Raw genomic sequence first — 26,735 nt, forward strand, 5'->3', positions numbered from 1 at the left:
AAGATTAAGCGCAAAAGGACGATTATTTACATGAAAAAACTACTGATTTTCGGGGCTGTGCTGGCGACATTGTCGCTTGGGTCGTGTGCACGGAAAGCAAACTGCCCGGCTTATGGCAGTGTACAGAAGCCTGCTTCAGCGCAGGTTCGGGTTTAACGAAACGAATTTTTCCAGGAAAAGCCATCCTTTTAACCAAAAGAGGGTGGCTTTTTCGTTGTAGTTATAACTTGACAATCCAACGGAAACAATTAACTATTCATAGTGAGCCGTTAGTTATACTTACTGATTTGACTTTTGAAAAAAAAGTTCAAACGTGCTGAAAGGCAATCCGATAGCTCACAATTTGTTGCTGAAACAACGTTCTATCGACGTATTGCTATAAGTGTATCTACCCTTTTTTCAGAACAATTGTTAGTAAAATACATCTTACCTAAAACCTAAAGTGACTTTCTAATGAAGTTATAGTCTGATAGAGAATAGATACTTGAAATAATATGAATGTAGTTAATATGGAGAAAGATGAAAAAGTAAGACGGAACCGGGTAAAAACCACCCAACGTATCGTTGAAGCCCTGGAAGAAGTCATTGCCGAACGCGGATTGGAAGGGGTTGGTGTAAACCGGGTAGCCGAAAAAGCCAATGTTAGTAAAGTGTTGATTTACCGATACTTTGGTGGCATGGAAGGCCTGCTGGAGTATTACGTAAAAATGGGTAAATTATTTCCAGTATTTACGACTACAGTGCTCGATCAGATTCGTCCCCTGCATGAAACGGACGTGGCTAGAATCTGGTATCGTCAGGTGATTCAAACGTACCGATATTTCCGTACGTTTAAAGCGGCCCGCGAAATCATCAAGGCTAGTGTTATTGAAAATGATTCTATTGCCGAAACAACTGCCCGCGCTCAGGACGAAGAAATGACTCGCCTTGTCAGTCAGTTATCATTCGTGAAAGGTGCTGATATTCAGGCCATTTCAGCCGTAGTTATCGGTGCTATGAACTACCTCACCATCATGGCGCAGAACGACCGGACTATGATCAGCATCGACCTACGTAGCGAAGAAGGCTGGCAACGAATCGAAAGTGCCATTAAAACAATTTATATCGCATTGAACAGACTGGCAATCAGCTCGAAAGAAGTCGAATTAGAACTTCAGTCAGCGCACCTGCCAATGGCTCAGTGGTAGATATAACCGTTTCAAAGTATTCTTAGTGATTAGCGTATTAAAATTCTTAACTGAATTACAGGTGTTTAGATCGTCTGTGGGCTTCTCTATCGCCAGCGTAAATCACTATCATTGATTTTTGAGTTTAGATATTCCTCTTTCGCCATATACTTTAAGAGCTAAACAAATCAATGTTTAGCTCTTTTTTTATAGACAGTTGTAGCGACAAGACAGGCCTTTGTGAATAGGCTACCGAATAGCAACGTCTGATTTACGGGACTTTATTTTCTCAATTACCCATTTACCGACTTTTTCACCTTCTTCCTGCCCATTCATCAGGGCCGAACGGTAGTGAATGCCCCCATACATTCGACTGATAGAAGCTTCATCGGCAGCTTGCCGGAACGAAGTAAACGAGCGTACTCCATGGCCGTATTTAAACTCGGTTGAGTCCGTAAACGCAATATTATTGCCCATAAGCTGGGTGAGTACCGTAGCCGCTGCAGTCGAGATAACGCTGTGGCCACTTGGATATTCTGGAAAAGGGGGCGTTTGCAGGAAAGGTGTCCACTTTGGGTCAATATATTTATTGATAACCGTTTCCGGACGAATCGTTTTGGTCCTGTATTTTTCGTCCCAGCATGAAATAAAGCCATCACTTAGTGCAAACGACGTTAGCGCGTATGCTTCAACGGTTTGCATCATATTCATCTTTTTCTGACGGGCCACAGTTTGAGCAATGCCGAGCCAGTGACCACCCGGCGTCATTTTTTTGCTGGCATACATTACGTGCCCCGCTACGTTCATTACGAAGGCGTTGTCATCCCAGAAATAGGCAATGTCCTGCTTCAGCTTATCAAGATTTTTTCCGGTCAGATATACCTCATCCAATTCCTTTTGATAGGGGCTGCCCTTAGTCAGACTATAAGGAAATGGGCGAGGAGGCATAAATTGATTACAGGTGTCCATTGCCCAGCAACGTAGCTTATTCCACTGAGGCTCAGCCGCATCCATATAAGCGGGGGGGGTAGGCACCCAGGTACCCTCTTCGTTTGTCACAGTGTGCTTAAAGCCACGTGTTTGTTTATAGTTGTCTTTGGCAGCGTAATCGAGTATGTGCTTGGCAACAGCCTCTCCATAGGCCATCGAGCGTTCATAAACTTCATCAGGTACGCCGTCTTTCTTATACTGTTCGTAGAACGGTTTCTCAAACTCATCGTAAAAAGGAACGGAGAACGTCAGCGCCCGCGCCACAGTCAGAAAGGCCCGTGTGCTGGCCAGCGGAAAACAGTATTCTTTACCTACTTCTGGTTGTGGACCAGCCTGAAATCGCTTCAGTTTTCCGCCAAGCGATTGATAATGAGAATCGAAAGGGACCAAAGCTTCGTAACCTGCCAGATTGGCGTACGAATAAATACGGCTGGCTACCGGAGGAGAGAAAATGTCGTGAATAATAACGTCGGTCATCTGGTTCAGTGCCGAATTGTAGTACTCAGGATTGGAAGCTTTGGCATTATACTCAGCCGGAGTAGCTGATTTTTTGCAATTAGTTAACCCAACCAGAAAAAGTATGAAAAGAAAACTTAATTGGACAAAAGATTTCATAAGGTTAATACAAGTTAAAACCGGAACAAGCTAAGTTATAGCCTATAGCAGAATTACAAAATTAACGGAAATTGCTGGACAAATCGTAGGGAAGCTCAGTTTGCTCAAGGAATCGTTGGCTTAAAAACTTGAATCCCAGCGTTGTTTCTGGCTACGAAAATCAACAATCCCTGACTCGTTAAAACTGGCTGAATATCCCGAATTTCACCATTTAGCAGAAATCCGCTGTCGATAGGCGACAAAGCAGTGAAATTTCCTTTGCCGTCGTTACGTAGTACCAGACCGTAGCTGGCGTCGTAACGCCCCTGATACGTACTGACACCGTAGAAGTTGCCGCCACCTAATACGTCCAGATCGCCATCGTGGTCGATGTCGATAGCCTGTAAAGCAAACAGTTTAGATACCTGCGCCATCATTGGTAGCGTATGTACTACAAACTTACCACCCTGGTTTTCAAGATAAATCGATGCAAATTGATTAACTGTGAATTCTTCGGCTCCTTTCAGTTCATCGTCTTTTACGACTTCATCCAGCTTTTTCCCGGCGAATGATACGTAATCAGTAAAGCGCTTATTTATAATGCTCGGCATCTGTTTTCCCAGCTCGTCTTTAAACGCCAGTGGATACCAGTCTTTACCTCGATTGTAGGCAATAATTTGTTCAGTACTCTGATTATTGTCTACATCTTTCACCCACATATGTAGCTGTGAATCAGGCGTTTTTTGCAACTTCGTATTTGTACCCAAATTGCCGGCCATGAGATCAATATCGCCATCGCGGTCAAAATCGGCCGCGATGATACGTTGATAAAAGCCATTCAATGGCGTTTCATCGGAAGTAATCGAGCGGATTTCCTCAAAAGCTCCTTTATTGTTCGCAAAAACGCGAATGGGCATCCAATCTCCAGCAAGAATTAAATCTGTGTCTTTATCACCATCGTAGTCAGTCCAGATGGCATCTGTTACCATACCTGCTTTACGTAAGCCTTTCGCCAGTTTATCGGTCTGATCAGTAAATTTTCCTTTACCATCATTGATTAACAGATACGAGTTTGGCGATTTTCCATACCCAAAACCTACAACACGGCCTCCTACAAACAGATCGAGGTCGCCGTCACTGTCAATATCAAAAGGACGCACACAACTTTTGTTGTCGAACATAGGAGGCAGTGCGTTTGCTGCCCGACTGAAATTGCCTTTCCCGTCGTTTAGATACAATCGGTCATTCTGTTCGGGCATCTGGCCGTAAAACTCGTTTCCGCCCGACACTACGTACAAATCCAGATCTTTATCGCCATCGGCGTCGAAAAATGCGGCATCGACGTCTTCATAGGTCGAATCACGCACGAAAGCTGGTTGTGTACTTGGTATAAACGTACCACTACGTTGCTGAAGCAATAAACTGCCAGGAATCCACTTGGCGCTACCAGCATATACATCGGCTAATCCATCGCCATTGACGTCACCAACGGCCAAATGAGGCCCTTCAGTCGACACCTGAAAGGGCATCAATGGTTCCCGCACATAGTCAAAATAGCCGAGGTTTTCCCGATGCCGATAGGGAATCGAGTCCGCAGCCGTTACATCTGCGAACAGTGGCTTCCCTTTGGGAATAGCGTAGTGATACGTAGCCGCATCTCTCCGAGCATCAGTTTGTTTTAGAACCAGCGTCTGATTCGTTGTTACGTTCGTACGTACTTCCATTCGCTGATTTGGCCAGATCACAACCAACGTATCAATAGCCGCCCGGTTACCCACGCCAAATAACAATTCCGGCGGCACCGACGACTCAAACCCCCGTGTGAGCATGAGCTGCTGCACCTGAATAGTATCAGCCTCTTTTGCTGCACCAGCATACTTCAGAATAACTTTGGCACCCACGCCAAATGAGTTCGGTGAGTCTCCTTTTAGTCTAACTGTCAAGTGCTTATTGTCTGGAAATAGCTCATTCGCATCGTTACGGTAAAGGCTGGCCGGATCATCGATATTGTTCGTGACCAAGTCCAGATCGCCGTCATTATCCAGGTCGGCATACGTAGCACCATTAGCGTAGTTGGGCGTTTCGAAACCCCAGGCTTTCGATTTGTCATCGAATCGAAGCGACGTAGTGCCCCGGAATAAATAGTTGTGTGTTTTGCCATCGGGCATCAATTTTATAGCCCGCTCGTCAAGTGATTTTGATGTTTCCATGGCATAACGAAGCGAATCGTCGGCGGCAAATTTCACGTAATCCAGGTTATTAGGCCGATGGACGATACCATTGGAAATGAACAGGTCTTTAATGCCATCGTTGTCATAATCAGCCAGTAATGGTGACCAGCTCCAGTCGGTAGCCGCAATCCCCGCCATCGCGCCGATTTCCGCAAACTTTTGTCCCGACATGTTGAGTTGCAGGCAGTTGCGGCTATACTGGTTCATGTAGCCGTACGACATTTTGTAGAGATATATATCGAGCGGATCTTCGCCCAGCGACGATTTTTCTATGGTCTCATCTTCGGGGTACATATCCAGCGTCACTACGTCGGCAAAGCCATCGTTGTTGACGTCCGCTGCGTCGTTTCCCATCGAGAAACGGCTCACGTGCTGAAACGCTTTTTTGACGCTTTCGGTGAACGTACCGTTTCGGTTATTGATGTAATAGTAATCGTCTTCGTGGAAATCGTTGGAGATGTACAGATCTTCCCAGCCGTCGTTGTTCAGGTCGGCTACCGAAATCCCTAGCCCGTAGCCCATTGCAGCTCCAAAAATACCGGCTTTCTCGCTCACGTTTACAAAGCGGGGCGCTTTGCCAGCAGGCGCTTTACCAGCTTTAGTAATGAGCTGATTTTCATACAAATAATCTCCTGATTCGTTATGGCGGAGGGAACGGGCATTAACACGGTCGTAGCTACGTGACGTATGCACGGCGTGATTGAGCAGGTAACAGTCTAAATCACCATCGTGGTCGTAGTCAAAGAAAGCAGCTTGTGTAGAAAAACCAGTGAAATCCAGTCCATAATCGGCGGCTTTTTCGGTGAAGGTGCCGTCGCCATTGTTAATGTACAATTCGTTAGAACCCTCCAGGCCCCGAAAATTTCCGACAGCGCATACGTAGATATCAAGAAATCCATCGCCGTTGATATCGACCATGGTAGAGCCCGTTTGCCAGTCAGAAAAGCCTTCAACGCCCGCCTTCGTCGTTACGTCCTCAAACTTGAAATTGCCTTTGTTCAGGTATAGTTTATTTTTACCCTGATTGGAAACGAAGTACAAATCAATTAAGCCGTCGTTGTTAATGTCGCCCGACGAAACGCCCGCCCCATTATAGAAATACAGGTAGTCGAGAATATTCAGTTTATCAGTTGGAACCAGTTTATTGACAAAGCCAACGCCTGTCTGCGTCGAATCGAGAGTTTGGAAAAGCTGCTTTTCAGCATTGAACGGGTTACAGCCTGATAACGCCAGCCCGACAATCGTCAGCAATAAAACAATACGTATCATAGGTAAAAGAAGAGTGCAGGAATGCTACGTAGTGAGGAGACCGAATCTGCCTCATCTCGTTACGTAACACTACTTCATCAAAAAAATTTGTGCCCGGTCGTTGTTTTTGGCGAGAATAAGCTGGCCCTGTGCCAGTCGTGCCATCCGGCGAACCTGACCGCGAACAAAAAAGCCTGATTGTGCCGGATTGATGGATACATAGTTGATGGTGCCGTTAGCCGCTTTCCCTGTATTGCGTAGCACAACGCCGTAGCTGGCGTCGTAGCGACCAATTTCGGGTAATACGTCCAGAAAATTTCCCGTTAAAATCAAGTCAGTACGTCCGTCGTGATCGTAGTCCGAGAAAATGGCTCCACAAACAGGGGAATATTGCGCTTCACCCGGCAACGTCTGGGCTGTAAATTTCCCTTTCCCATCGTTCACAAGTAACCACGTTTCAGCCGTGTAAGCTTGTCGCACAACGGCCTGTTTCAATTGTGCTTCGTCCAGGATGTCGGTTATTTTTTTGCCAGCATAATCATTGAATTTTATGTACTTCTTTTTGATGCTAGGCATTTCCTTCTGCAAATCGTTTTTCAGCACCATTGGGTACAATTCGCCGGTCTCATCGGCGCAGTTAATGATTTGCTCAACGGTACCACTCTGATCGAAATCACCGATATATATTTCTGCCGGCTGTTTTTGTGTAGCGCGGATTCGGGAATTAAGCCCCAGATTACCCACAACTAAATCCAAATCACCATCACCGTCGGCATCACCCGCTTTGATGCAGTTCCACCAGCCGTTTGTTTTCAAAACATCACCGGTCGTCGACGTGATTGTCATTGCCGAATTCTGCGCTAAACGACCGCGTTTGTTCTCGAAAACGGTTATCGGCATCCAGTCGCCTACCACAATGAGTTCAGGGTATTGATCGCCGTTGAGATCGGCCCACGTAGCGCTCGTAACCATTCCTAACTGGTCGGCATCGGGAAGAAAACGTTTAGTGTAGTTTTTGAAGTTACCGGTGCCGTCGTTGCTAAGCAGAAAACTGGGCGGACTGTAACCGTATTGGCTTGGAATAAGCCGCGAACCGACAAACAGATCAATATCGCCATCTCGGTCAAAATCGGCCGCAGCTACGCAGGAGCCGCTCATTTTAAGGTTAGGCAAGCCGGTCTCCGACCGCGTGAAATTGCCTTTCCCATCGTTTATGTATAATCGGTCGATCAGTTCATCGGCTTCTGCCGTGAATTCGTTACTTCCCGACACCACGTATAAATCGAGGTCTTTATCATTGTCGGCGTCGAACAGAACCGCATCAACGGCCTCATACGTAGTGTCTTGACGAATAACGGCAGGCGTTCGATCGGCGAATTTCCCGTTGGCCTGTTGTATAAATAAGCGGTGCGGCTGCCCACTTGCCCCTCCCAGAAATACGTCATCCAGGCCATCGCCGTTCACGTCGCCTGTAGCTAGAGCTGGTCCTTGTGTGGATAATTGCTGTTTCAGCAGCGCATCTCGGTTGTAATCCACAAAATTGCTTTCGGTATGGACGTAGTTTAAGCCCGTATTGGACGTATTATCCACAAAAAACGTTTTACTCGGCTTTGTGGACGGCTTCCATGTCTGATTGGCATCCTGCCAACGTAACGTCAGTAGTTGGTTGGCTTTTGGCTGACGTAACGTCTGCATCCGGTCGTCGGGCCAGATCACCACAACAGAATCAATGGTCGGTTTATCGCCAAGTCCAAAGAGCAGATTTAGATCGACGGATGACTCAAATCCCCGGTTGGGCATCTGCTGTAAAACCTGCGTCTGAGAGGATTGGTGAAGGAAAACACGCGCTCCAATGGCGTTTCGGTTGAGGTCTTTTCCTTCCAGCTTTACCCTTAAATAATTAGTTTTATCTTTATTAACCGACTGATTCTGGTATACAGCAACTGGCGCATTCATGTTATTTACCACCAGGTCCAAATCACCGTCATTGTCGAGATCGCCATAAGCGGCCCCATTCGAAAAATCAGGTTCTGACAGGCCCCACTCAACAGCTTTATTGGAGAATTGGAGGTTGCCATCGTTGTGGAAAGCATAATTTGGCACCGCTTCGGATGGCGCCTTATCCAGAAATTCTTTGAAGTTGAACTTACGCTGACGGGCAATCTGCGCCATATTTTCGCGATCGGCCAGAAAATTCACAAAATCCTGATCTGTTACGTCCTTGGCAATACCGTTGGCGACAAAAATGTCTTTACGACCGTCATTATCCATATCAAAAATCAAGGCTCCCCAGCTCCAATCGGTTGCCTGAACACCTGCAAAACGCGCAATTTCGCTGAAAACGGGCAAGCCGCCATTTCCCGACTGATTGCCCTGATTCAAATGCAGCATGTTCTGCATATGCTGATAATGAAAATCACGATCATGCTTTATCACTTCAAGATCATGCCCCTCGAACGTAGAGGTTTTTTTCAATCGCCGGTCATTACCAGGCAGCATGTCGGTAATGAAAATATCCAGTTGCCCGTCGTTATTGACATCGGCAATATCGGCCCCCATCGACGAGAGGCTGGTATGCGGCATCGCGTCTTTTATCGACTCCCGGAACGTACCGTCGTGGTTGTTGACGTATAAGTAATCCCGTTCGTAGAAGTCGTTGGAAATATAAATGTCCGGCCAGTTATCGTCATTCACGTCGCCAATGGTAATGCCCAAACCAAAGCCAATCAAACTTCCATAAATTCCCGCTTTCTCAGATACGTCAACAAACTGAGTTAAAACTTTCCCTGTCTGCGTAACAGCTTTACTACGTTCCACGGCCATATTCTGAAACAGTTTATGGCCTCCTAATGAATCCCGTTGCGCGCGAAGGTTCGCGTACGCCAGCCTGCCTACCGGCATAAAGCTGTTGTTAAGCAAATACATGTCGAGATCGCCGTCGCGGTCATAGTCGAAAAAGGCCGCGTGGGTTGAAAAGCCACGGTCGTTCAGGCCGTATTCCGCGGCTCGTTCGGTGAACGTAGGAATACCATTGGCGTCGTTTCCGTTGTTGATAAACAGTTCGTTAGCCCGGTCGTCGCCATCGCGTATACCCGCATTGCAGATGTAAATATCCAGTCGGCCGTCGCCATTGACGTCGGCGAACGTAGCGCCCGTACTCCATGCCCGTTTGCCTGCTACACCAGCCTTAGCTGTTACGTCCTCGAACTGCATCGGAGTTGTCCCCTTTTTGCCTTTGTTCAGATACAATTTGTTATCGCCCATATTGGCAATGAGCAATACGTCCGAGTAGCCATCGTTGTTGACGTCGCCAATAGCAACGCCCCCGCCATTGTAGAAATTGCGGTAATTGAAAATGTTAAAGTCTTTATCGTCAGTCACTACGTTGGCGAAATCGATCTTCGTTACGTCGGCGGGTAGTTTCTGAAAGAGTGGGTCAGTCGGCTTCTGTTGACCCGAACGGCAACCAGCTAGTAGGCCAATTGCCAGAATAAACAAACTAATGCGCATTAGCACAGGTCAAGAAAATAAAATAGAGTGTAGAAGAGCGTTGAGCTCGAGAGTATAACTAGTTTAAGAAAAAGGATTGTAAAAATAACAAATAGCGAGGAGTATTCTCCATTTTTTGCTGTAGAGTCTGAGTAAGAATGCCTAGGTAAGTGATAAATTTAATGCCTTTTTGATATGTATAAAAGAAAAGGGATACCTGTTAACAGGTATCCCTTTTCATATTACTGAACCGATTGAGTTGTTACGCTTTCACGGTGCCTTTTTCTTTAGCTACTACTTCATCAGAGATGCTCTGCGGCACGAATTCGTAGTGCGAGAAAGTCAAGTTAGCCGTAGCACGACCCGACGACATCGTCCGAAGGTCTGTTACGTAACCGAACAGTTCAGAAAGTGGTACGTCGGCTTTGATAACCTGCGAACCTGCTTTTGAATCCATTCCTTTCATCACACCCCGACGACGGTTCAAGTCACCCGTGATCGGACCGGTATATTCTTCTGGCGTCAGAACTTCAACAGCCATGATCGGTTCGAGCAGTTTCGGACCAGCCTGACGAGCAGCCTCACGGAAGCCCAGACGAGCGGCCATTTCGAACGACAGCGAATCGGAGTCAACGTCGTGGTAAGAACCGTGGAACAGACGAACTTTCATCGAATCCAGCGGGAAGCCGGCCAGCGGACCATTTTTCAGCGACTCGTCGAAACCTTTCTGTACGGCAGGGATAAATTCACGAGGAATAACACCACCCACAATACCGTTTACGAACTCAAGGCCCGAAGGTACAACACCATTTTCGTCGGCAGCACGGGGTCCAATTTCAAACACGATGTCGGCGAATTTACCACGACCACCCGTTTGCTTTTTGTACACTTCGCGGTGTTCAACGTTTTTGGTCAGCTTCTCTTTGTAAGCCACCTGAGGAGCACCTTGGTTCACTTCTACTTTAAACTCACGACGCATCCGGTCGATGATGATTTCAAGGTGAAGCTCACCCATACCCCGGATGATGGTTTGGCCGGTTTCTTCGTTTGACTCAACCTTCAGAGTTGGGTCTTCTTCGATCAACTTACCAATGGCTTTCGAGAAGTTGTCCTGATCGGCGGTTTTCTTCGGCTCGATAGCATAACCAATAACCGGATCTGGGAATACCATCGATTCCAGGATAATTGGGTTTTTCTCGTCCGATAACGTATCGCCGGTTTTGATATCTTTAAAACCTACTACAGCACCGATGTCACCAGCTTCCAGACGCTCGATCTGGTTTTGCTTGTTGGCGTGCATCTGGAAAATCCGCGAAATCCGCTCTTTGTTACCCGACCGGTTGTTCAGAATGTATGAACCCGACTCAAGTACACCCGAGTACGAACGTACGAAGCACAAACGGCCAACGTAAGGGTCAGTAGCAATTTTGAACGCAAGCGCCGAGAAAGGCTCGCTAGCCGATGGCTTCCGCGAAATCTCTTCACCCGTGTCAGGATTGGTTCCTTTGATGCTTTCCTTGTCCAACGGCGATGGCAGCAGGGCCATTACGTAGTCGAGCATGGTTTGCACACCTTTGTTTTTGAACGACGAACCGCAAAGCATCGGAACGATCTTCATGGCGATGGTTGCTTTACGAAGAGCAGCCAGCATTTCGTCTTCCGTGATCGACTCAGGATCTTCAAAGTATTTCTCCATGAGATGATCGTCGAATTCAGCTACGGCTTCGAGCAATTTCTCGCGCCATTCGGTAGCTTCTTCGAGCATATCATCCGGAATAGGAACAACCTGGAACGTCATACCTTTATCAGATTCGTTCCAAACGATACCCCGGAAGTTTACCAAGTCAACAACGCCTTTGAAGTTATCTTCTTCGCCGATTGGCAACTGAAGAGGCACGGCGTAGCTGCCCAGCATTTCTTTAACCTGCTTGCAGACATTCAGGAAGTCAGCTCCCGAACGGTCCATTTTATTTACGAAGCCCAGACGTGCTACGTTATAGTTGTTAGCCAGACGCCAGTTGGTTTCTGACTGAGGCTCAACGCCATCAACGGCGCTGAACAGAAACACCAGCCCGTCGAGTACACGTAACGAACGGTTCACTTCAACCGTGAAGTCAACGTGGCCAGGGGTATCGATGATGTTGATATGGTATTTTTTGTCGCGGTAGGTCCAGTCAACAGTCGTAGCGGCCGAGGTAATCGTAATACCGCGCTCCTGTTCCTGCTCCATCCAGTCCATGGTGGCTGCACCATCGTGCACTTCACCAATTTTATGACTTACCCCGGCGTAATAGAGAATCCGCTCGGTGGTGGTCGTCTTACCCGCATCGATGTGGGCAGCGATACCGATGTTTCTCGTAAATGCTAAATCGCGAGCCATTAGCTTGTTAAACTGAAAGTTATGTTTTTCTAAATTGATAAGGAAAGAGTTGTCGGTGTTGACAGAGGTCTTCCTGCAAAATCAGGTCGCAAAATTACTGAAATTCAATAAGAAAAGCAACTCATTTATAAAGAATATCCAAGAAACTATTCTTCATTTTTGTCCATTTAAAGAGTGACTACGTCTCAGAAAATGAGACCAGTCCTTAGAATCATGCAAAATCCATACATAGCCTTACTTCGTACGGCCTGGACGTATGCCCGCCACGAAAAACGGCAATATGTATTCGTTTATGTTTTATTCATCCTGGCCAACCTAGTGGCGGCAATGCGTCCGTTACTGTTCGGCTGGTTTGTGGGTCAGTTTCAGCAACCTAACGTTGATATCCTGCGGTTGGTGTGGATTTACGCAGGTAGTTACCTGGGTTTGGAAGTATTGGAATGGGTATTTCACGGCCCGGCCCGGATTATGGAACGACGGTTGGCGTTTAACCTGAGCCGCAATTTTCTGGATGAACTGTTTCATCAAACGCTGCATCTGCCCGTTGGCTGGCACAAAGATCACCACAGTGGCGTAACCATCAACCGCATCCGAAAAGCGTATGACGCCCTGAAAACCTTTTTTCAGGATGGCTTCATCTATCTTCAGGCGCTGGCGAAGTTCGTTTTTTCGTTTGGAGCCATGCTATATTTCTCGCCCCTGTTTGGCTTGATTGGCGTGGCGTTGGGCGTAGTAACTATCTGGGTAATACTACGTTTCGATCGGCCATTTATCAAAGCGCTAGACGAAACCAACGAGCGGGAACACGTAGTATCTGCTACGTTGTTCGATAGCTTGTCGAATATCATTACGGTCATTACGCTACGTTTGGAAGCCCGTATTCAGGCGGGGCTGGGACTGAAGATTGTAGATGTTTTCCCGCCGTTTATGCGGCAGGTACATATTAATGAATGGAAATGGTTTGCCGCCAGTATGCTCGTTGGGCTGATCTACGTAGTGATGGCTGCGGGTTACGTGTATCAGCATTACACGCCTGGACAGGTTTTTCTGGTGGGTGGACTTGTTACGTTACTGGGCTATGTAAATCAATTTACCAGTGTGTTTCATGATGTAGCGTGGCAATATACCGAGATTGTAAAATATAACACCGACGTACAAACGGCACGTAGCATCAGCGAAGCCTATTCTCAATACGAACATCCTGAATCAGAGCAATTACCCGACAACTGGCGTACAATTGACATTGCCAAACTTAACTTCTCGCACGGACGTAACACAATCGGAGTGAGCCGTAAAATTGCGAATCTAAGCAATGTACAACTAAGCATCAGCCGGGGTAAACGAGTTGCGTTTATTGGCGAAAGTGGTTCTGGGAAAAGTACGTTGCTGACATTGCTACGTGGCTTATATCAGCCCGAACCGGGCGTATCGGTTTCGGTAGGAGAGGAGCAATTTTCAGATCTGAACGCCGTGGCCAATACTGTTACGTTGTTTCCGCAGGAGCCCGAAATCTTCGAGAACACAATTGCCTATAATATTACGTTAGGGTTACCTTTCAGCGACGATGAAATACGTGAAGTGTGTCGGGTAGCGCGTTTCGAAGACGTAGTGAAGCAATTGCCGAATGGTCTCGAAACCAATATTCAGGAAAAAGGAGTAAACCTGTCGGGTGGGCAGCGACAGCGATTGGCGTTGGCTCGTGGCGTATTGGCAGCCCGCACCAGCGATATTGTTTTACTGGATGAACCGACCAGCAGCGTTGATCCTAAAACGGAACTAGAGATTTATCGCGAGTTGCTACGTGAGTTTTCTGATAAAGCTGTTGTTTCCACGCTCCACCGATTGCACCTGCTACCCTTGTTCGACTACATATATATCATGCAGGACGGACGTATCGTCGATGAAGGTACTTTTTCAACGCTTCGCCAACGTAGCGCCATTTTTCAGGATATGTGGGCGCACCAAAAAGACGTAATGGAACTAGTATAGATATATAGAATGCGGATTTTTATGATAATCCTAAAGATCATATAAATCCGCATTCTATTAAAAGTCATCTACTCTACTGGCGCTTCCACGATAGATACGATTTTCCAGATACCCCGAATGTCTTTCAGAGAAACCGTTACATTGCCGCCGTTTGGGTTGTCGGAATGAAGGGTGAGGTATTTACGGGTTAAAAGCTCGTTGTCGATGATCCGCTTGACGACAAAATAGTCGCGGTACATCACCGCATACACTCCGCCAGATTGGTACTCCCAGTTGGTTTCGCTGATAGGTACGGCCAGTACTTTGGCACCGTGAGCCAGCTGCGGACTCATGCTATTTCCCGAAATCTCCAGCACAACCGCCTGTTTATGACCTTTCATAACCGCTTTCCGGACTCGAAACATTTCGGCATCAGCGCCATAAGATCCATCGGCATAACTCTCTACGAAGCTGGCGTAGAACTTGACTGGAACGAACGGAACTTCCAGAGAATCTTCGTCGGCAGAAACCATCCGGGCGTTTGTTTCCGGCGAGTTTAATATAGGTAGCTTACCCCGAATCAGATAGTCAGAGCTGATCTGCGGATAGCAGGCCAGCAAACTCATAATGGTATCGTACGACGGTTTTGCCCGACCATTCAGAATGTTATAAAACTTCGACGGGTTCTCGCCTAACTCTTTCGCAATCTGGTAGATAGTTATGCCTAAAGCGTCAAAGACGTGCTTTAGTCGATCCTGGATAGTCACAGCACTAGTGGTTTTGGGGACAATATTTAGATACTCCTGCCTGAGAAAATGGCAATGCAATCGCATTAAAGTGTACTACACTTGTATTACAACAAATATACTGCAAATATAAATATGTGGCCTTCGTAGAGGTGGCTTTCTGACATAAACGTTGGATAAATTTACCTATAGGTACCTATATCTGTGTATGAATTCAAATCTGTGGGAAGAATATAAAAAGCGACCAATCAGTCTATATGCTGATTGGTCGCTTTTTATAATTGATTTAAAAACTACAGGCTTTGCGTCTTATTGTTTGGACCGTACAGTTTTTTACGGATATCTTCAGCTTTGGCATCCAGAGCCGGATTGGCCGTGTATTTATAACGCGACTGTACGGCTACTGAATCTTTTCCGAGGCCATATACTTCTGGATCACCCGCCCGGTACGTCGGACTAAAATCCCGCGCCCGGTAATCGTTTTGACGTATTGAATTGTATTTCTGGTAGTCGCAGGAAGCCAGCGACAATACCGCCACTGCCAGCAAACTTATATGGAATACGCGCTTCATAGCTCTTTGGTTACGAATTGATTCGGCAAAAATAAGAAAGAGTCGTTAGTCGACCGTCGTTCGTCAATAGTTTTTTTCGCTACGTTCCTTTTTAAGTTCAGTCGGCTACGTTATTGTCTATCGGCCTAGCTTCTGAATTTCGTCCCACACAAACTGCATTAACTCCTGAATATGGTCGCGTGAAAAATCGAATGGTACGTTGGCAGCAGCGTAAATGTCACGTATCGGCGCTTTGTAGCCCAGACGTAGCGCGTTTTTATAACCCTCAAGCCCGGCTTTAGGATCTTTCCGATAATTTCGCCAGACGCCAATAGCACCCAATTGCGCAATGCCATATTCGATGTAATAAAATGGCACTTCATACAGGTGAAGTTGCCGCTGCCAGATATACTCTTTATAATAGGCGAACCCGTCCCAGTTCGTCACCGAATCGGCAAACTGCTCATAGATTCTTAACCAGTTTTCTCGGCGCTCTGCGTCGGTGTGCGTTGGGTTTTCGTAAATCCAATGCTGGAATTTGTCGATGGTTGCTACCCAGGGTAGCGTTTCAATGATGGATTCCAGATGCTGAAGTTTTGCCCGACGCAGTTCTTCTGGATTCTCGAAAAACACATCCCAATGATCCATCGAAAGCAATTCCATGCTCATCGAAGCCAGTTCAGCGACTTCCATCGGCGGATTCCGAAACGCTTTTAAAGGCAAATCACGAGTCAGGAACGAGTGCACAGCGTGACCACCTTCGTGCACCATCGTCACCAGATCGCGGAGGCTGGACGTAGCATTCATGAAAATAAACGGTACGCCAATTTCTTCCAGCGGATAATTGTAGCCGCCGGGCGCTTTGCCTTTCCGCGATTCCAAATCGAGGTGGCCCATCGCCCGCATGATACGTAGGTCGTCGCCTAATTCCTTGTCCAGTCGGTCGAAACACGTAATGGCTTTTTCGAGCAGTTCGGTTCCGGTAGCGAAGGGTTTCAACGGTGGGCGGCTCTCTACGTCGACTTTCGCATCCCACGGACGTAGCGGATCTACTGAGAGCTTGTTCTTACGATCCTGCGCCAGTTCGTTTAGTAAAGGCACTACGGCCTCCGCCACCGATTCATGAAAATTGAAGCAGTCCTGCGGGGTATAATCGAACCGCCCCAGTGCGGCAAACATATAATCGCGGAAGTTTTCGAAACCGGCGTTCACCGCTATTTGATGACGTAGCGTACGCAACCGGTCGAATAATTGGTCGAGTGTTTCGTGATCGGCATAGCGACGCTCCCAGATTTTGCGCCAGGCTTCTTCACGTACCGCCCGGTCGGTCGATTGGAGCAGGTCGCTGGCTGCGGGTAGGGTTATCTCGCGACCGTCAATTGTCACGGTCATAGCTCCAACGATGGCTCCATATTTCCGCTCCTCGGTCTGAAGTTCAGTCTGAAGCGGAATGTTTTCGTCCCGGAAAATTTCGATGGCCTTTTTCATGCCACGTACCATAATATCGTAGCCTTCGTCGGTCAGCTGGCTCAGGTAAGGGCTATGAACGGCTTTCAGATCAAGGTCATTGCCGAACGCCGTCATCGGCGGCTGAATTTCCGCGATGAAAAAATTCAACTGATTCACCAGATCCTCATTCGCTGTATCGCAGGTCATTTTGATGTAGCGCCACGCGAAGTCTTCGGAAAGATAGGATTCCAGCTCACTCCGATCGACCAGCCATTGGCGTAGCTCGTCGGCAGTTTCAATCGGGCGTTCGCGAAGGTTTTCGTACAAAGGTTTTACGTCGTCCCAGCTTTTCAAGGCTAAATTTTCGCCAATAAACGGGCGTTTCGGACGGGTTGGAATGGGTAGCGATTCGTTTGCGGTCATTAGTAATTGAATTGAAAATCGTCGGGCTGCAAAAATAATATAATAGCGTAACTAGCCTTGATTAGCTGTACTTTCTGGAATATAAGGGCCACCGGTTTCGCCCCAGCCCCATTTAGGCATTGGTTCACTTTCGGCAATCGGTAGTTCAAGCAATTGCGAATTTATAACCGCCAATCTGGTGCCCCATTCGATGTAGCCGACAAAAGCAGACCGGAATTCCGGGTCACTCTTCAGGCCAACCTCATCGGCAGTCTGCAATAAAAGCTGAACCCAACGCTGCCGCTTGTCTTCAGTAAGCATTTTACCAATGTGCTTTCCGATCATCTGCGCATGGCTCCCGTTGTCCTGCGTAGTGTATAACGTTTCGCCACCAAAAACCTCAGCCACAAAATGCGCTACGTGTATTCGGTGTTCGGGCGACATATTCTTAAATACGTCTACTAACAGTTCGTCGTTCAGGACTTTGTCGTAAAACCTTTCAAATAATGTTTCAAAGGTTTTCATATCGCCCGCCCATTCGTATAGCGTTGGTATTGACTTCATCAATTTTAGAGCGTTTTTAAAACTAGATGTGAAGCCTTTTTAACAGATAATAGGGCTAGTACGTTCGCTTGATCTGGATGATCCCATTTCACTAAATAAAGGGTTTTAACAATTTTTTTGTTTTAAAATTTGGATCTACGAAACTGTTCGTATATGTTTGCTACGAAATTATTCGTAGATCGGAAATGAAACCTACTGATGCCGAACTTGAAATCCTGCACGAACTCTGGGCGAATGGCCCCAGCACCGTACGTCAGGTGCACGAAGCGTTGAGCCAAAGTCGCGATATTGGCTACACAACCGCGCTGAAACTCATGCAGATTATGTACGAAAAAGGCTTACTTACCCGTGAAGAAGATGCTCGTTCGCACACGTACACGGCGGCTGTGACTGAAGAAGATACGCAACGAAATCTGGTCGACCGGTTTGTAGAAACGGCCTTTCGCGGATCGGCGTCTAAGCTGGTGATGCAGGTGCTGGGTCAGCATAAGGCGTCGCGGGAAGAACTGGACGAAATCAAAAAGTTACTCAACAATCTGAATCAGGATACCAGCCGCCGGGATTCAGCTGATTAGCGGATTGGCTGGATTGTGTTCGAGACAATGATTTTACTGATAACAATATATTCCTTTAACTCATGAACGCTTTCAATTTTTTACCGAGTTCGGTTGTGGACGCGCTGGGCTGGACGTTGCTTCATGCTGTCTGGCAGGGGTTTGCACTGGTACTGCCCGTGGCCGTACTACTTCACCTGCTACGTAATCAATCGAGTAGTCTACGCTATCAGATCAGCGTAGTTACGTTGCTGGCTCAATTGCTGGCGTCGACCGCTACGTTCATCTGGTACTACAAATCGGACGTAGCCACACAGCCGCTTCTTTCTGCGCAGTTATCGCAACAGCTTTTAGTGATGCGCCTTCAGGTGGCTTCCCAGAACGTATCGTGGACGTATCAATTCCAGCAGTTTCTTCAGGCGCATCTGAGCGAATTTGTCCTGATCTATCTCATTGGTGTCGCGCTGTTTGGGTTGCGGTTGGCGGGTGGCTGGGTTTATCTGCAACGGTTGACCAAAACCGCTACGTTGCCCGCGTCGATAGCCTGTAGGCAGTTAGTTGGTCAGCTACGTTCTTCGCTGGCTATTCGGTCGGCAGTGCGGGTGCTGGAGTCGGCGCATATTGCTGTGCCTATGGTAGTTGGCGTGCTGAAACCTGTTGTGCTGATGCCTATCGGCTTGGCCGCGCACCTGACCCCCCGCGAAGTCGAAGCTGTTCTGGCGCACGAGATGGCGCACATTAAGCGGCACGATTACGCCGTCAATCTCCTGCAATCGGTGGTTGAAGTGCTGTATTTCTTTCATCCGGCGTTGTGGTGGTTGTCGGCGCGGGTTCGTGAAGAACGTGAGCATTGCTGCGATGATCTGGCCGTGGCTGTTTGTGGGGGCGATGGGCACGTGCTGGCACAGGCGCTGGCTCGTGTGGAGGAACTACGTCTAATGCAACTCGAACAAACGCCTACGCTCGGTATGGCGCTGGCCTCTAACCGGCAGCATCTGTTGTATCGGGTTCGGCGAATGCTGGGCGTCGCAAATCGCCCGTTTGTGTCAAATAGCAGCCTGGCCGGGCTTACACTCGCTACGTTGCTGCTGATGAGCGTATCGGTTTATGCGGTGCAGAAACAGGACAAGCCAGTACATAAAACCACCCAGCCAAAACCTACCCGTAAACATAAAATCGACCGCGATTCAGAGTACGGAATGGCTGGTAGTGATGTCATTAGCTACGTTACCTGGAAAGGTAAAAAGCTATCGGCAGCCCGTGTTGCTACGTTGCAGCGAGAGTTGGATGCGGTTATGGGCGGAAAATTATCGCTTGATAAGGTACCGAAAGCTGACCGCGATATTTTATTGACCATTATTGAAAAAAACGCGGCATTCGATGGCGGCATGGAGGCTTTGGCGGAGGGTTTATCCCATATCGATTACAATACGATTATTAATACGAGTCTTGCGTCTGTCAATGCGGCTGGTGCGTTTCCAGTTGACATAAGTAAGACACTAAGGGAAGTTGAGAAAACTGACTACAACAGCTTAATTGGTGATGCCATGGCATCCTTGGGTCATTTGCAGCCACTCAGCGATTCGCTTGATCGACTGCGCACTCTACAGCAAAGCCGGATGGATAGCCTCAGTCAGATCATGGGTGAGCGTTCGAAACAAATGGAAATTCTACACTCCCAAATGGAAAAACTTCGATTCCCAATCGAAGCATCGGAACGGAATCAGCAGGTTCTTGAGTGGAAAAAGCAAAAACTTGAACAACAGCGCCAGGCACTTATTGAAAAACACAAACAGTTACTTTATAATGATGGAAAGCAGAAACTGAATCAGGCTGAGATTGAAAAACAGTTGGCCGCGCTTGAACCAGATATTAAAACGCAGGAAACGGGTATTGAAGACTTAAACAAACAACTCGACGCAGCCCGACAAAAAATGGAAGAAGCTCGCTTGCCAATCGAGAAGCTCGAACGGGAATCCATGCAGCTTCAGGAGCAGTTGGACCGGTTATCTGACCAGCTTGATCGTCAGCATCGGTACCGGGATCAGGAATGGCACCGGTCGAAAGAGCTAAACGAGCGTGATCCGGAAATGAACTCAGATCTAAACATGAATTTGAATTCGGATTTAAATCTGGATTTGAACGTAGATACGAGCTTGAAACGAACTCGTTGGAAACGTATTAAGGGTGCGAAATCTGTACCTCGTACTCCTCGTGCACCCCGCCCAGCCATAGCCCCCCGAGTTAGAGTGACTCCTGCCTTGCCCGCAGCACCTGCTCTGGCACCAACACCGCCAGCCGTTGAAGCTATTCCTGACGAGGCTCTCAATCCACCTGCAGAAGTTGTAAGTCCTCGGGTAAAAGTTACAAAGCCTCGGTCTAAGCCAAAGCCAGCGATAGCGCCGAAACCTGAGTAATAGGGGGGTAAGCCAGTAATTTACTATCAACGTAACGCGGTCGGACTTTTGTAAAAGTCCGGCCGCGTTACGTTGATACGTTTACTCAATCTCAATTACGACATTCGGGCCAACGGGGTGGGCCACGCAGGTCAGTACGTATCCCGCTTTCAGTTCAGATTCCGACAAACCGTCTTCTTCGTCGAGCTTCACTTTTCCCGATGTGCAGCGGCCCAGGCAGGCGGTACACATGCCCGCCTGACAGGAGTAGGGGAGGTCAATATCCAGATCCAGCGCAGCTTCCAGAATGGTCTGGTGCGGAGCTACGGCAAATTTATACTCACTGCCTTCATACAGCACCGTAACTTCGGGCGTACCTGAATCGTCGGCCGTCATGGGTTCTTCTACTACGTCGCCAGCGGGTACAGACGCATGAGCGAAACTTTCTTTATGAACCCGTTCGGTCAAAACACCCAGTAACGCCAGCGCCGACCGTGCTTCGGTCATCATGCCATCGGGACCGCAGAGATAAAAACTGGCATTCTGACGTTCGGCAGCCGGAAGTTGTTCCAGTAATTTGGTGAGCGAATGTTGATTCAAGCGTCCTTTGGTGCCCGTCCAGGTCCATGAAGGCTGGCTCAATACGTGCGTTATCTGAAACCGTGAACGGCCATATGCCTGCTCCATCGCGTCCAGATGGGCTTTATAGATAATCGAATTCTGATTCCGGTTTCCGTAGATGAGCCAAACGCGGCTGTTCGGCTCGACGTGCAGAGCCGATTTCGCCATCGAAAACAAAGGCGTAATGCCACTGCCTGCCCCAATTAGTACAATTAATCGGCGGTTTTGCGGGTCGAGTTTAGGAACGAACGTACCCATTGGTTCCAACGTCTCCAGAATATCGCCGGGCCGAATTCGGTCGCAGAGATAATTGGATGCTATTCCACCCGGCACTCGTTTCACCGAAACCGACAGTGATACGTCGACATGGGGCGAAGACGCCATGGAGTAAGACCGGCGAATCTTTTGGCCGTTTATGTTCAGTAGAAACGTCAGAAACTGACCGGGCTGGTAACGTACTTCTTCGTTGATGGGGTGCCAGAAACTAATGGTGACGGCATCGGATGTTTCCCGAACAACGTCTTTCACTTTCAAAAAATATCGATTTGCCATTCGTCTTCAAGTTGTATAGTTATAATGTTTTAAGGTTATATAGTTTTGCTACAATCGCCCGGCCGGAGCCTTATAACTATACAATCCTGTAACTTTATAACGTACTAGTTGCAAAGTTACGCCTGATCTGTTGGAACTTACCCATTTTTGTGAAATTCGACCAATTGGGTGGCTGGCGCTTTGAGGATACGGCCCATTTTTAAACCAGTTTGGTCAACAGCCTGTTCCAGCAACGTCGCAAAATAATGGGCAATCGAACCCACAAAATGAACAGGCCATTGGCTGGATTCCGGAAAACGCCGAACGTAGGTAGTGAGAAACAAAACAAACGCGTCGGTAACTAGCCCACTGATGTATGGATGCGTCAGATGCTCCGATAAAAAAGGTGTAAACGACGCGAAATAGCGGTTAGGGTACGGTTTTTGGTAAGCGTTTTCGAGCAATGTCGGACGGTCGAGCGCGTAACGAGTTTGAAAAGCGCTACGTAGTTCGGCTGGGAGTCGTTCCTGGAAAAAATCACGTACCAGCGTTTTGCCCAGATAACCACCGCTACCTTCATCGCCCAGCCAGAAGCCGAGCGACTGAATTCCTCGAATAATAGTATTGCCATCGTAGCAGCAGGCATTCGAACCTGTACCCAGAATACAGACAATACCCGGTACGTGCCCAGCGGCTCCGCGAGCCGCTCCCAGCATATCGCTGTTCACCGAAACAGACGTTACGTTCGGTAACACAGCACGTAACGCGTTGGCAACAATATAGTTGACCGTTTCGCCCGTACAGCCCGTTCCGTAGAAAAAAACATCAGTAATAGCATCGTTTTGAAGCTGTGGCACTAATTGTGCTTGTAACGTAGCAACCATTTCGTCGGTTGTCTGATAATATGGATTGAATCCATCCGTTTGAATAGCAGCAGCTTGACCTTGCGGACCGACCAGCCGCCAGTCTGTTTTGGTTGAACCGCTATCGGCGATGAGGAGCATAGGGCTTGTGGGTAAGGGCAGAGGAATATGATTAGATGAGTTTGCCGACGACTGGGAAACGCCCAAAAACACTGTCTGTGTGGGGGGCGTCGGGGAGTTCGTCAGTTAAATCCTGACCGGCCCAGTGCTCGTAATGATGACCGTTTCGCCAGAGTCTGGAGCCGGATACGTCGTAGATGATTCCCTGGTAAGCACACCAGATTTCGTCTCGATCTTGGCCATTGCGAAGGGCGAGTTGCGAACGGGTAAATTGGGCGGAATGGGCGGGCAGCATAGTAGCCGTTAAGTCAATTGAATGAATTATTAGTAGCTGCGTTTTGCGCAGAACTACAAAATTAGCGTAACTTTAGCCACTACTGTTTTTCTGTATAGATTAGATTGATTATGAAAAAGATTCGTTTTACAGCTTTTATCGCGCTAGTAACTCTGGTCAGTGTGTTTACAGGTTGTAAGAGCAAAACACCTGCGCCTGTTTCAGAACGTATCGCTAAAGTCTGGACGGCCAGCAAAGTTGATGAAAACAGTTCAACGGTGTATACACGCGGAGCCACCACCAATGTCCGTAATTATGCCAACTATAAACTCGATTTAAGTGCAGCCCCTACGGTCAAATACACCGAGTTTGATGGGTCTATTTTTACAGGACAATATTCCGTTCCATCTGATACGCGGCTCGTACTGAGCAATCTAAATCCTCAGCCAACCGGCACCAACGGCACGATTGAATTCAACATTGAACTGGTTGATGACAACAATCTGAAGCTGACGCGCACAACGACCAGTCAGAAAACGGGCAACTCCACAAACGTGTATACGCTAACGAATCCGTAAAGCTCCGCAAACCAATTTACCCGAAAAGCCGTTCCGTAGATCAACCGGAATGGCTTTTTTAATGTGTAATGACTAATGAAGTAGTCAGTTTCTGAATCATTATTCTTTATCCATTAATCATTATTCACTGACTCATGACAGACCTCAATACGCTGGGCGAAATTGGCCTCATTGACCGCATACGTAACGCAACACCAGCAACCAAGCATACCGAAACCGTACGCGGCATTGGCGACGATGCCGCCGTGTTTGACTGGGGCGATGATTATGGCCTGCTGGCTACGGATATGCTGGTCGAAGGTATTCATTTCGACCTGACCTATGTGCCGCTTAAACATCTGGGTTACAAGGCCGTTACGTTCGGTGTATCGGATATTGCGGCTATGAACGGGCTGCCTTTACAGTTAACCGTTAGCATCGGCCTGAGTAGCCGTTTTCCGGTTGAAGCGATTGACGAGTTGTACGACGGCATTCGGGCTGCCTGCGAAGCATACAATGTCGATCTGGTGGGGGGCGATACTACGTCCTCACGTTCTGGGCTGATACTATCGGTCTCGGTGCTGGGTAAGGTGCCGAAATCGCTGATAACGTACCGGAACACCGCCCAACCCGACGACGTAGTGTGCGTAACTGGCGATTTAGGAGCCGCTTACCTGGGCCTTCAGCTGCTGGAACGCGAAAAACAGGTATTCCTGGCCGATCCAAATATGCAGCCCGGCTTATCGGAAGAACGGGCGTACCTGATTCAGCGTCAGCTACGTCCCGACGCCCGCACCGACATTGTTCACGAACTTCGCGATTTAGGCGTTCGGCCAACGGCTATGATTGATGTTTCGGATGGACTGGCATCGGAACTGCTTCATCTGTGCCGCCAGTCAGGAACGGGAGCTGTTATTTTCGACGAAAATATTCCAATTGATGATCAGGCATATCTGGCGGCTGACGAGTTTAAAATCAGCCCGGTAACAGCCGCTTTGAATGGGGGAGAAGATTACGAATTACTCTTTACCGTTCGTCCGCAACTCTTCGAGAAACTGGCCAACAATGCACGTATCACGGCCATTGGCTACCTTACCAACAATCCAGAGCAAGTAGTATTAGCCACCAAGGCCGGGCAGCAAACGCCAATTCGCGCACAGGGCTGGACGTAGCTCCGGGCAATGGCATTCGTATTGACTTATTGCTTATTAAACCCTACCGTATGCGAACAAATTTGGAGAAACAGGGCTGTTCACAGAGGGGGGAAAGCACCAGTGTATCTTTCCGAAAAGCTAACCCCTGCCGGAATGGTACGTTAGCGCGATTCGTATAAATGAAGAAGTCGATTGACAGACTGTCTGGAAACGTTTTGTCGATGCGGTAGTATTTTATGGGATTGTAATAGGTCATTTCGGGGCCACTGGCGCTCAACTGTCCATTTGCATCGAACGTAACGGTTTGGGGTTGACTCACCGGGTAACGGCGGGTGGTGTAAAACGACGTATCACGCTGTACGTACAGCGTATCTTTCCGGGTGTAAGTCGTAACACCGCCTGTAACTATTGTATCCCACTTAACCTTCGTACCACCGATTACGGTCACTGTTGTATCGTTCGGAGGACGGGTTATCGTGTTGATGGTCTGGAATGAATACGTAGAGTCTTTGGAAAAGCGTCGTTCGACCAATTGCCACGTACCTGTAATACGTGCGTCACTTTCGCCGGGCGAAAACACCGGTGCCGTCTCTTTACACGAAGCAAGCAGTGCGGCAATAAATAGCGTCAGGCTCAGGTAAAAAACTTTTTTCACAAGTCAGTTGACAGTTCGTAAGGCTAACGAACAAATAGTGGCTGCCATTGCCTTTTCTAGTACGTTAGCGCTTCCCGAACTAAAAAGCATCGGGAAGCGCTACGTTACTTACACAAACTCCGTGCCCCGTTCTTTAGCGTCGGCCACAAAGTTTTTCACTTTTTGTTCTTCTTCTTTCCGGCAGATCATCAGTACGTTGTCATATTCTGCCACAATGAAACCATCTAGCCCATTGACAACCACCAGCTTATCTTTGGGCGTTTTAATAATGCAATTTCGCGTATCATAGAGCATGATATGCCCGTCGATTACGTTGAAATCTTCGTTTTTATCGGATACTTCATACAGCGATTTCCACGTACCCAGATCCGACCAGCCGAAATCACTCAGCACTACGTATACGTTTTTCGCCTTTTCCATCACACCGTTGTCGATGGAAATGCTTCCGGTAAGTGAATACGCTTTGTCAATAAACGCTTTTTCCTGATCGGTATAATAGACGTCATTCCCTTCTGCAAAAATTTCGGCTACTTCAGGCAAATAGGTCTCAAACGCACGGATGATAGCCTGCGCATTCCAGACGAAAATACCGGCATTCCAGACGAATTCGCCACTGTCCAGAAATTGCTGGGCCAGTTCGAGATGCGGCTTCTCAGTAAAGGTTTTTACTTTTTTGACCTTTTCATTTGCTTCCGAAGCGCCCCCATCAGCGATGTACTGAATATAGCCATAACCGGTATCCGGACGGCTCGGCTGAATGCCCAGCGTCACCAGAATATCATCGTTTTGCGTCGCCTGGAGCGCCGTCTGAATGGTACGCTGGAATTCTTCTTCCTTCAGAATAATATGGTCGGCGGGAGCCACTACAATATTGGCTTGCGGATCACGCTGGGCGATTTTGTAGCAGGCATAGGCGATGCAGGGCGCCGTATTACGGGCAATTGGCTCACACAGTACCTGATCGTCGCTCAACTGAGGAAGCTGCTGCTGACACAGATCTTTATAAAGCGAACTGGTGACGATGTAAATATGCTCGGGTGGACAGATGCCCTTAAACCGGTCGGCTGTTTGCTGTAGGAGTGTTCGGCCTGTGCCGAGAACATCGTGAAATTGTTTGGGATAACTGGTTCGGCTGAACGGCCAGAATCGCGTTCCGACACCTCCAGCCATGATAACCACATATGTATTGCTCATTTATACTTCGATAATTTCCACAAAGGTAACGGATTTAA

The 26,735-nt window shown here is 47.8% G+C and carries 20 protein-coding genes; 7 read left to right on the forward strand and 13 right to left on the reverse strand.

Going from position 1 to position 26,735, the window contains the following annotated elements; all coding sequences use genetic code 11:
- Positions 1 to 30 precede the first annotated feature (30 nt).
- Positions 31 to 156, forward strand: coding sequence for a hypothetical protein (locus ACYVF1_RS22405; RefSeq protein ID WP_461083047.1), 126 nt, complete (start codon positions 31 to 33; stop codon positions 154 to 156).
- A gap of 338 nt (positions 157 to 494) precedes the next feature.
- Positions 495 to 1,187, forward strand: a complete 693-nt coding sequence (locus ACYVF1_RS22410) for a TetR/AcrR family transcriptional regulator (RefSeq protein WP_461083049.1) — start codon at positions 495 to 497, stop codon at positions 1,185 to 1,187.
- A 228-nt stretch (positions 1,188 to 1,415) separates the two neighbouring features.
- Here ACYVF1_RS22410 and ACYVF1_RS22415 read toward each other — a convergent pair whose 3' ends face one another.
- From ACYVF1_RS22415 to fusA, 4 genes are all read right to left on the reverse strand, one after another.
- Positions 1,416 to 2,771, reverse strand: a complete 1,356-nt coding sequence (locus ACYVF1_RS22415; protein ID WP_461083051.1) for a vanadium-dependent haloperoxidase — start codon at positions 2,769 to 2,771, stop codon at positions 1,416 to 1,418.
- 104 nt (positions 2,772 to 2,875) lie between these two features.
- Complete coding sequence (locus tag ACYVF1_RS22420) at positions 2,876 to 6,250, reverse strand: VCBS repeat-containing protein (protein ID WP_461083053.1); 3,375 nt, start codon at positions 6,248 to 6,250, stop codon at positions 2,876 to 2,878.
- 69 nt (positions 6,251 to 6,319) lie between these two features.
- A complete protein-coding gene (locus ACYVF1_RS22425; RefSeq protein ID WP_461083055.1) occupies positions 6,320 to 9,739 on the reverse strand; it encodes a VCBS repeat-containing protein in 3,420 nt (1,139 codons plus the stop codon).
- Positions 9,740 to 9,980: 241 nt separating this feature from the next.
- Positions 9,981 to 12,098, reverse strand: coding sequence for an elongation factor G (gene fusA / locus ACYVF1_RS22430; RefSeq protein WP_461083057.1), 2,118 nt, complete (start codon positions 12,096 to 12,098; stop codon positions 9,981 to 9,983).
- Between the two features lie 213 nt (positions 12,099 to 12,311).
- Here fusA and ACYVF1_RS22435 point away from each other — a divergent pair, with 213 nt between their 5' ends.
- A complete protein-coding gene (locus ACYVF1_RS22435; RefSeq protein ID WP_461083059.1) occupies positions 12,312 to 14,087 on the forward strand; it encodes an ABC transporter ATP-binding protein in 1,776 nt (591 codons plus the stop codon).
- A 68-nt stretch (positions 14,088 to 14,155) separates the two neighbouring features.
- Here the strand turns inward: ACYVF1_RS22435 and ACYVF1_RS22440 are convergent, their stop codons facing one another.
- The 4 genes from ACYVF1_RS22440 to ACYVF1_RS22455 all read right to left on the reverse strand — a co-directional run bounded on the left by ACYVF1_RS22440 (position 14,156) and on the right by ACYVF1_RS22455 (position 17,778).
- On the reverse strand, positions 14,156 to 14,899 hold the full coding sequence (locus tag ACYVF1_RS22440) for a LexA family transcriptional regulator (protein WP_461083061.1): 744 nt from the start codon (positions 14,897 to 14,899) through the stop codon (positions 14,156 to 14,158).
- A gap of 206 nt (positions 14,900 to 15,105) precedes the next feature.
- Positions 15,106 to 15,384 carry a hypothetical protein gene (locus ACYVF1_RS22445; protein ID WP_461083063.1) on the reverse strand — a complete coding sequence of 93 codons (279 nt, stop codon included), beginning with the start codon at positions 15,382 to 15,384 and terminating at the stop codon, positions 15,106 to 15,108.
- 117 nt (positions 15,385 to 15,501) lie between these two features.
- Positions 15,502 to 17,235, reverse strand: coding sequence for a M3 family oligoendopeptidase (locus ACYVF1_RS22450; RefSeq protein ID WP_461083065.1), 1,734 nt, complete (start codon positions 17,233 to 17,235; stop codon positions 15,502 to 15,504).
- Positions 17,236 to 17,286: 51 nt separating this feature from the next.
- Positions 17,287 to 17,778, reverse strand: coding sequence for a group II truncated hemoglobin (locus ACYVF1_RS22455; RefSeq protein ID WP_461083067.1), 492 nt, complete (start codon positions 17,776 to 17,778; stop codon positions 17,287 to 17,289).
- 185 nt (positions 17,779 to 17,963) lie between these two features.
- Here ACYVF1_RS22455 and ACYVF1_RS22460 point away from each other — a divergent pair, with 185 nt between their 5' ends.
- Both ACYVF1_RS22460 and ACYVF1_RS22465 read left to right on the forward strand, forming a co-directional pair.
- Positions 17,964 to 18,353 carry a BlaI/MecI/CopY family transcriptional regulator gene (locus ACYVF1_RS22460; RefSeq protein ID WP_461083069.1) on the forward strand — a complete coding sequence of 130 codons (390 nt, stop codon included), beginning with the start codon at positions 17,964 to 17,966 and terminating at the stop codon, positions 18,351 to 18,353.
- Positions 18,354 to 18,415: 62 nt separating this feature from the next.
- Positions 18,416 to 20,749, forward strand: a complete 2,334-nt coding sequence (locus ACYVF1_RS22465) for a M56 family metallopeptidase (RefSeq protein ID WP_461083071.1) — start codon at positions 18,416 to 18,418, stop codon at positions 20,747 to 20,749.
- A gap of 81 nt (positions 20,750 to 20,830) precedes the next feature.
- On the opposite strand, the gene ACYVF1_RS22470 is transcribed toward ACYVF1_RS22465, so the two are convergent.
- The 3 genes from ACYVF1_RS22470 to ACYVF1_RS22480 all read right to left on the reverse strand — a co-directional run bounded on the left by ACYVF1_RS22470 (position 20,831) and on the right by ACYVF1_RS22480 (position 23,158).
- The gene (locus ACYVF1_RS22470) at positions 20,831 to 21,901 is read right to left on the reverse strand and encodes a 2Fe-2S iron-sulfur cluster-binding protein (RefSeq protein ID WP_461083073.1); all 1,071 of its coding nucleotides are present in this window, start codon (positions 21,899 to 21,901) and stop codon (positions 20,831 to 20,833) included.
- A 137-nt stretch (positions 21,902 to 22,038) separates the two neighbouring features.
- Complete coding sequence (locus ACYVF1_RS22475; RefSeq protein ID WP_461083075.1) at positions 22,039 to 22,884, reverse strand: N-acetylglucosamine kinase; 846 nt, start codon at positions 22,882 to 22,884, stop codon at positions 22,039 to 22,041.
- 31 nt (positions 22,885 to 22,915) lie between these two features.
- Positions 22,916 to 23,158, reverse strand: a complete 243-nt coding sequence (locus ACYVF1_RS22480) for a cytochrome b5 domain-containing protein (RefSeq protein WP_461083077.1) — start codon at positions 23,156 to 23,158, stop codon at positions 22,916 to 22,918.
- Between the two features lie 110 nt (positions 23,159 to 23,268).
- On the opposite strand from ACYVF1_RS22480, the gene ACYVF1_RS22485 reads away from it, so the two are divergent.
- On the forward strand, positions 23,269 to 23,715 hold the full coding sequence (locus ACYVF1_RS22485) for a hypothetical protein (protein WP_461083079.1): 447 nt from the start codon (positions 23,269 to 23,271) through the stop codon (positions 23,713 to 23,715).
- Positions 23,716 to 23,849: 134 nt separating this feature from the next.
- The gene (gene thiL, locus ACYVF1_RS22490; RefSeq protein WP_461083080.1) at positions 23,850 to 24,866 is read left to right on the forward strand and encodes a thiamine-phosphate kinase; all 1,017 of its coding nucleotides are present in this window, start codon (positions 23,850 to 23,852) and stop codon (positions 24,864 to 24,866) included.
- Between the two features lie 43 nt (positions 24,867 to 24,909).
- Here the strand turns inward: thiL and ACYVF1_RS22495 are convergent, their stop codons facing one another.
- On the reverse strand, positions 24,910 to 25,503 hold the full coding sequence (locus ACYVF1_RS22495) for a hypothetical protein (RefSeq protein ID WP_461083082.1): 594 nt from the start codon (positions 25,501 to 25,503) through the stop codon (positions 24,910 to 24,912).
- Positions 25,504 to 25,611: 108 nt separating this feature from the next.
- Complete coding sequence (locus ACYVF1_RS22500) at positions 25,612 to 26,697, reverse strand: mannose-1-phosphate guanylyltransferase (protein ID WP_461083084.1); 1,086 nt, start codon at positions 26,695 to 26,697, stop codon at positions 25,612 to 25,614.
- Between the last annotated feature and the right edge of the window lie 38 nt (positions 26,698 to 26,735).

The sequence above is a fragment of the Spirosoma flavus genome (assembly GCF_054778555.1).

Excerpts from the sequence above, each read along its gene's own strand:
- ACYVF1_RS22405 (WP_461083047.1), top strand. The coding sequence starts at position 31 with ATGAAAAAACTACTGATTTTCGGGGCTGTGCTGGCGACATTGTCGCTT.
- ACYVF1_RS22410 (WP_461083049.1), top strand. The coding sequence starts at position 495 with ATGAATGTAGTTAATATGGAGAAAGATGAAAAAGTAAGACGGAACCGG.
- ACYVF1_RS22415 (WP_461083051.1), bottom strand. The coding sequence starts at position 2,771 with ATGAAATCTTTTGTCCAATTAAGTTTTCTTTTCATACTTTTTCTGGTT.
- ACYVF1_RS22420 (WP_461083053.1), bottom strand. The coding sequence starts at position 6,250 with ATGATACGTATTGTTTTATTGCTGACGATTGTCGGGCTGGCGTTATCA.
- ACYVF1_RS22425 (WP_461083055.1), bottom strand. The coding sequence starts at position 9,739 with ATGCGCATTAGTTTGTTTATTCTGGCAATTGGCCTACTAGCTGGTTGC.
- fusA (WP_461083057.1), bottom strand. The coding sequence starts at position 12,098 with ATGGCTCGCGATTTAGCATTTACGAGAAACATCGGTATCGCTGCCCAC.
- ACYVF1_RS22435 (WP_461083059.1), top strand. The coding sequence starts at position 12,312 with ATGCAAAATCCATACATAGCCTTACTTCGTACGGCCTGGACGTATGCC.
- ACYVF1_RS22440 (WP_461083061.1), bottom strand. The coding sequence starts at position 14,899 with ATGCGATTGCATTGCCATTTTCTCAGGCAGGAGTATCTAAATATTGTC.
- ACYVF1_RS22445 (WP_461083063.1), bottom strand. The coding sequence starts at position 15,384 with ATGAAGCGCGTATTCCATATAAGTTTGCTGGCAGTGGCGGTATTGTCG.
- ACYVF1_RS22450 (WP_461083065.1), bottom strand. The coding sequence starts at position 17,235 with ATGACCGCAAACGAATCGCTACCCATTCCAACCCGTCCGAAACGCCCG.
- ACYVF1_RS22455 (WP_461083067.1), bottom strand. The coding sequence starts at position 17,778 with ATGAAGTCAATACCAACGCTATACGAATGGGCGGGCGATATGAAAACC.
- ACYVF1_RS22460 (WP_461083069.1), top strand. The coding sequence starts at position 17,964 with ATGAAACCTACTGATGCCGAACTTGAAATCCTGCACGAACTCTGGGCG.
- ACYVF1_RS22465 (WP_461083071.1), top strand. The coding sequence starts at position 18,416 with ATGAACGCTTTCAATTTTTTACCGAGTTCGGTTGTGGACGCGCTGGGC.
- ACYVF1_RS22470 (WP_461083073.1), bottom strand. The coding sequence starts at position 21,901 with ATGGCAAATCGATATTTTTTGAAAGTGAAAGACGTTGTTCGGGAAACA.
- ACYVF1_RS22475 (WP_461083075.1), bottom strand. The coding sequence starts at position 22,884 with ATGCTCCTCATCGCCGATAGCGGTTCAACCAAAACAGACTGGCGGCTG.
- ACYVF1_RS22480 (WP_461083077.1), bottom strand. The coding sequence starts at position 23,158 with ATGCTGCCCGCCCATTCCGCCCAATTTACCCGTTCGCAACTCGCCCTT.
- ACYVF1_RS22485 (WP_461083079.1), top strand. The coding sequence starts at position 23,269 with ATGAAAAAGATTCGTTTTACAGCTTTTATCGCGCTAGTAACTCTGGTC.
- thiL (WP_461083080.1), top strand. The coding sequence starts at position 23,850 with ATGACAGACCTCAATACGCTGGGCGAAATTGGCCTCATTGACCGCATA.
- ACYVF1_RS22500 (WP_461083084.1), bottom strand. The coding sequence starts at position 26,697 with ATGAGCAATACATATGTGGTTATCATGGCTGGAGGTGTCGGAACGCGA.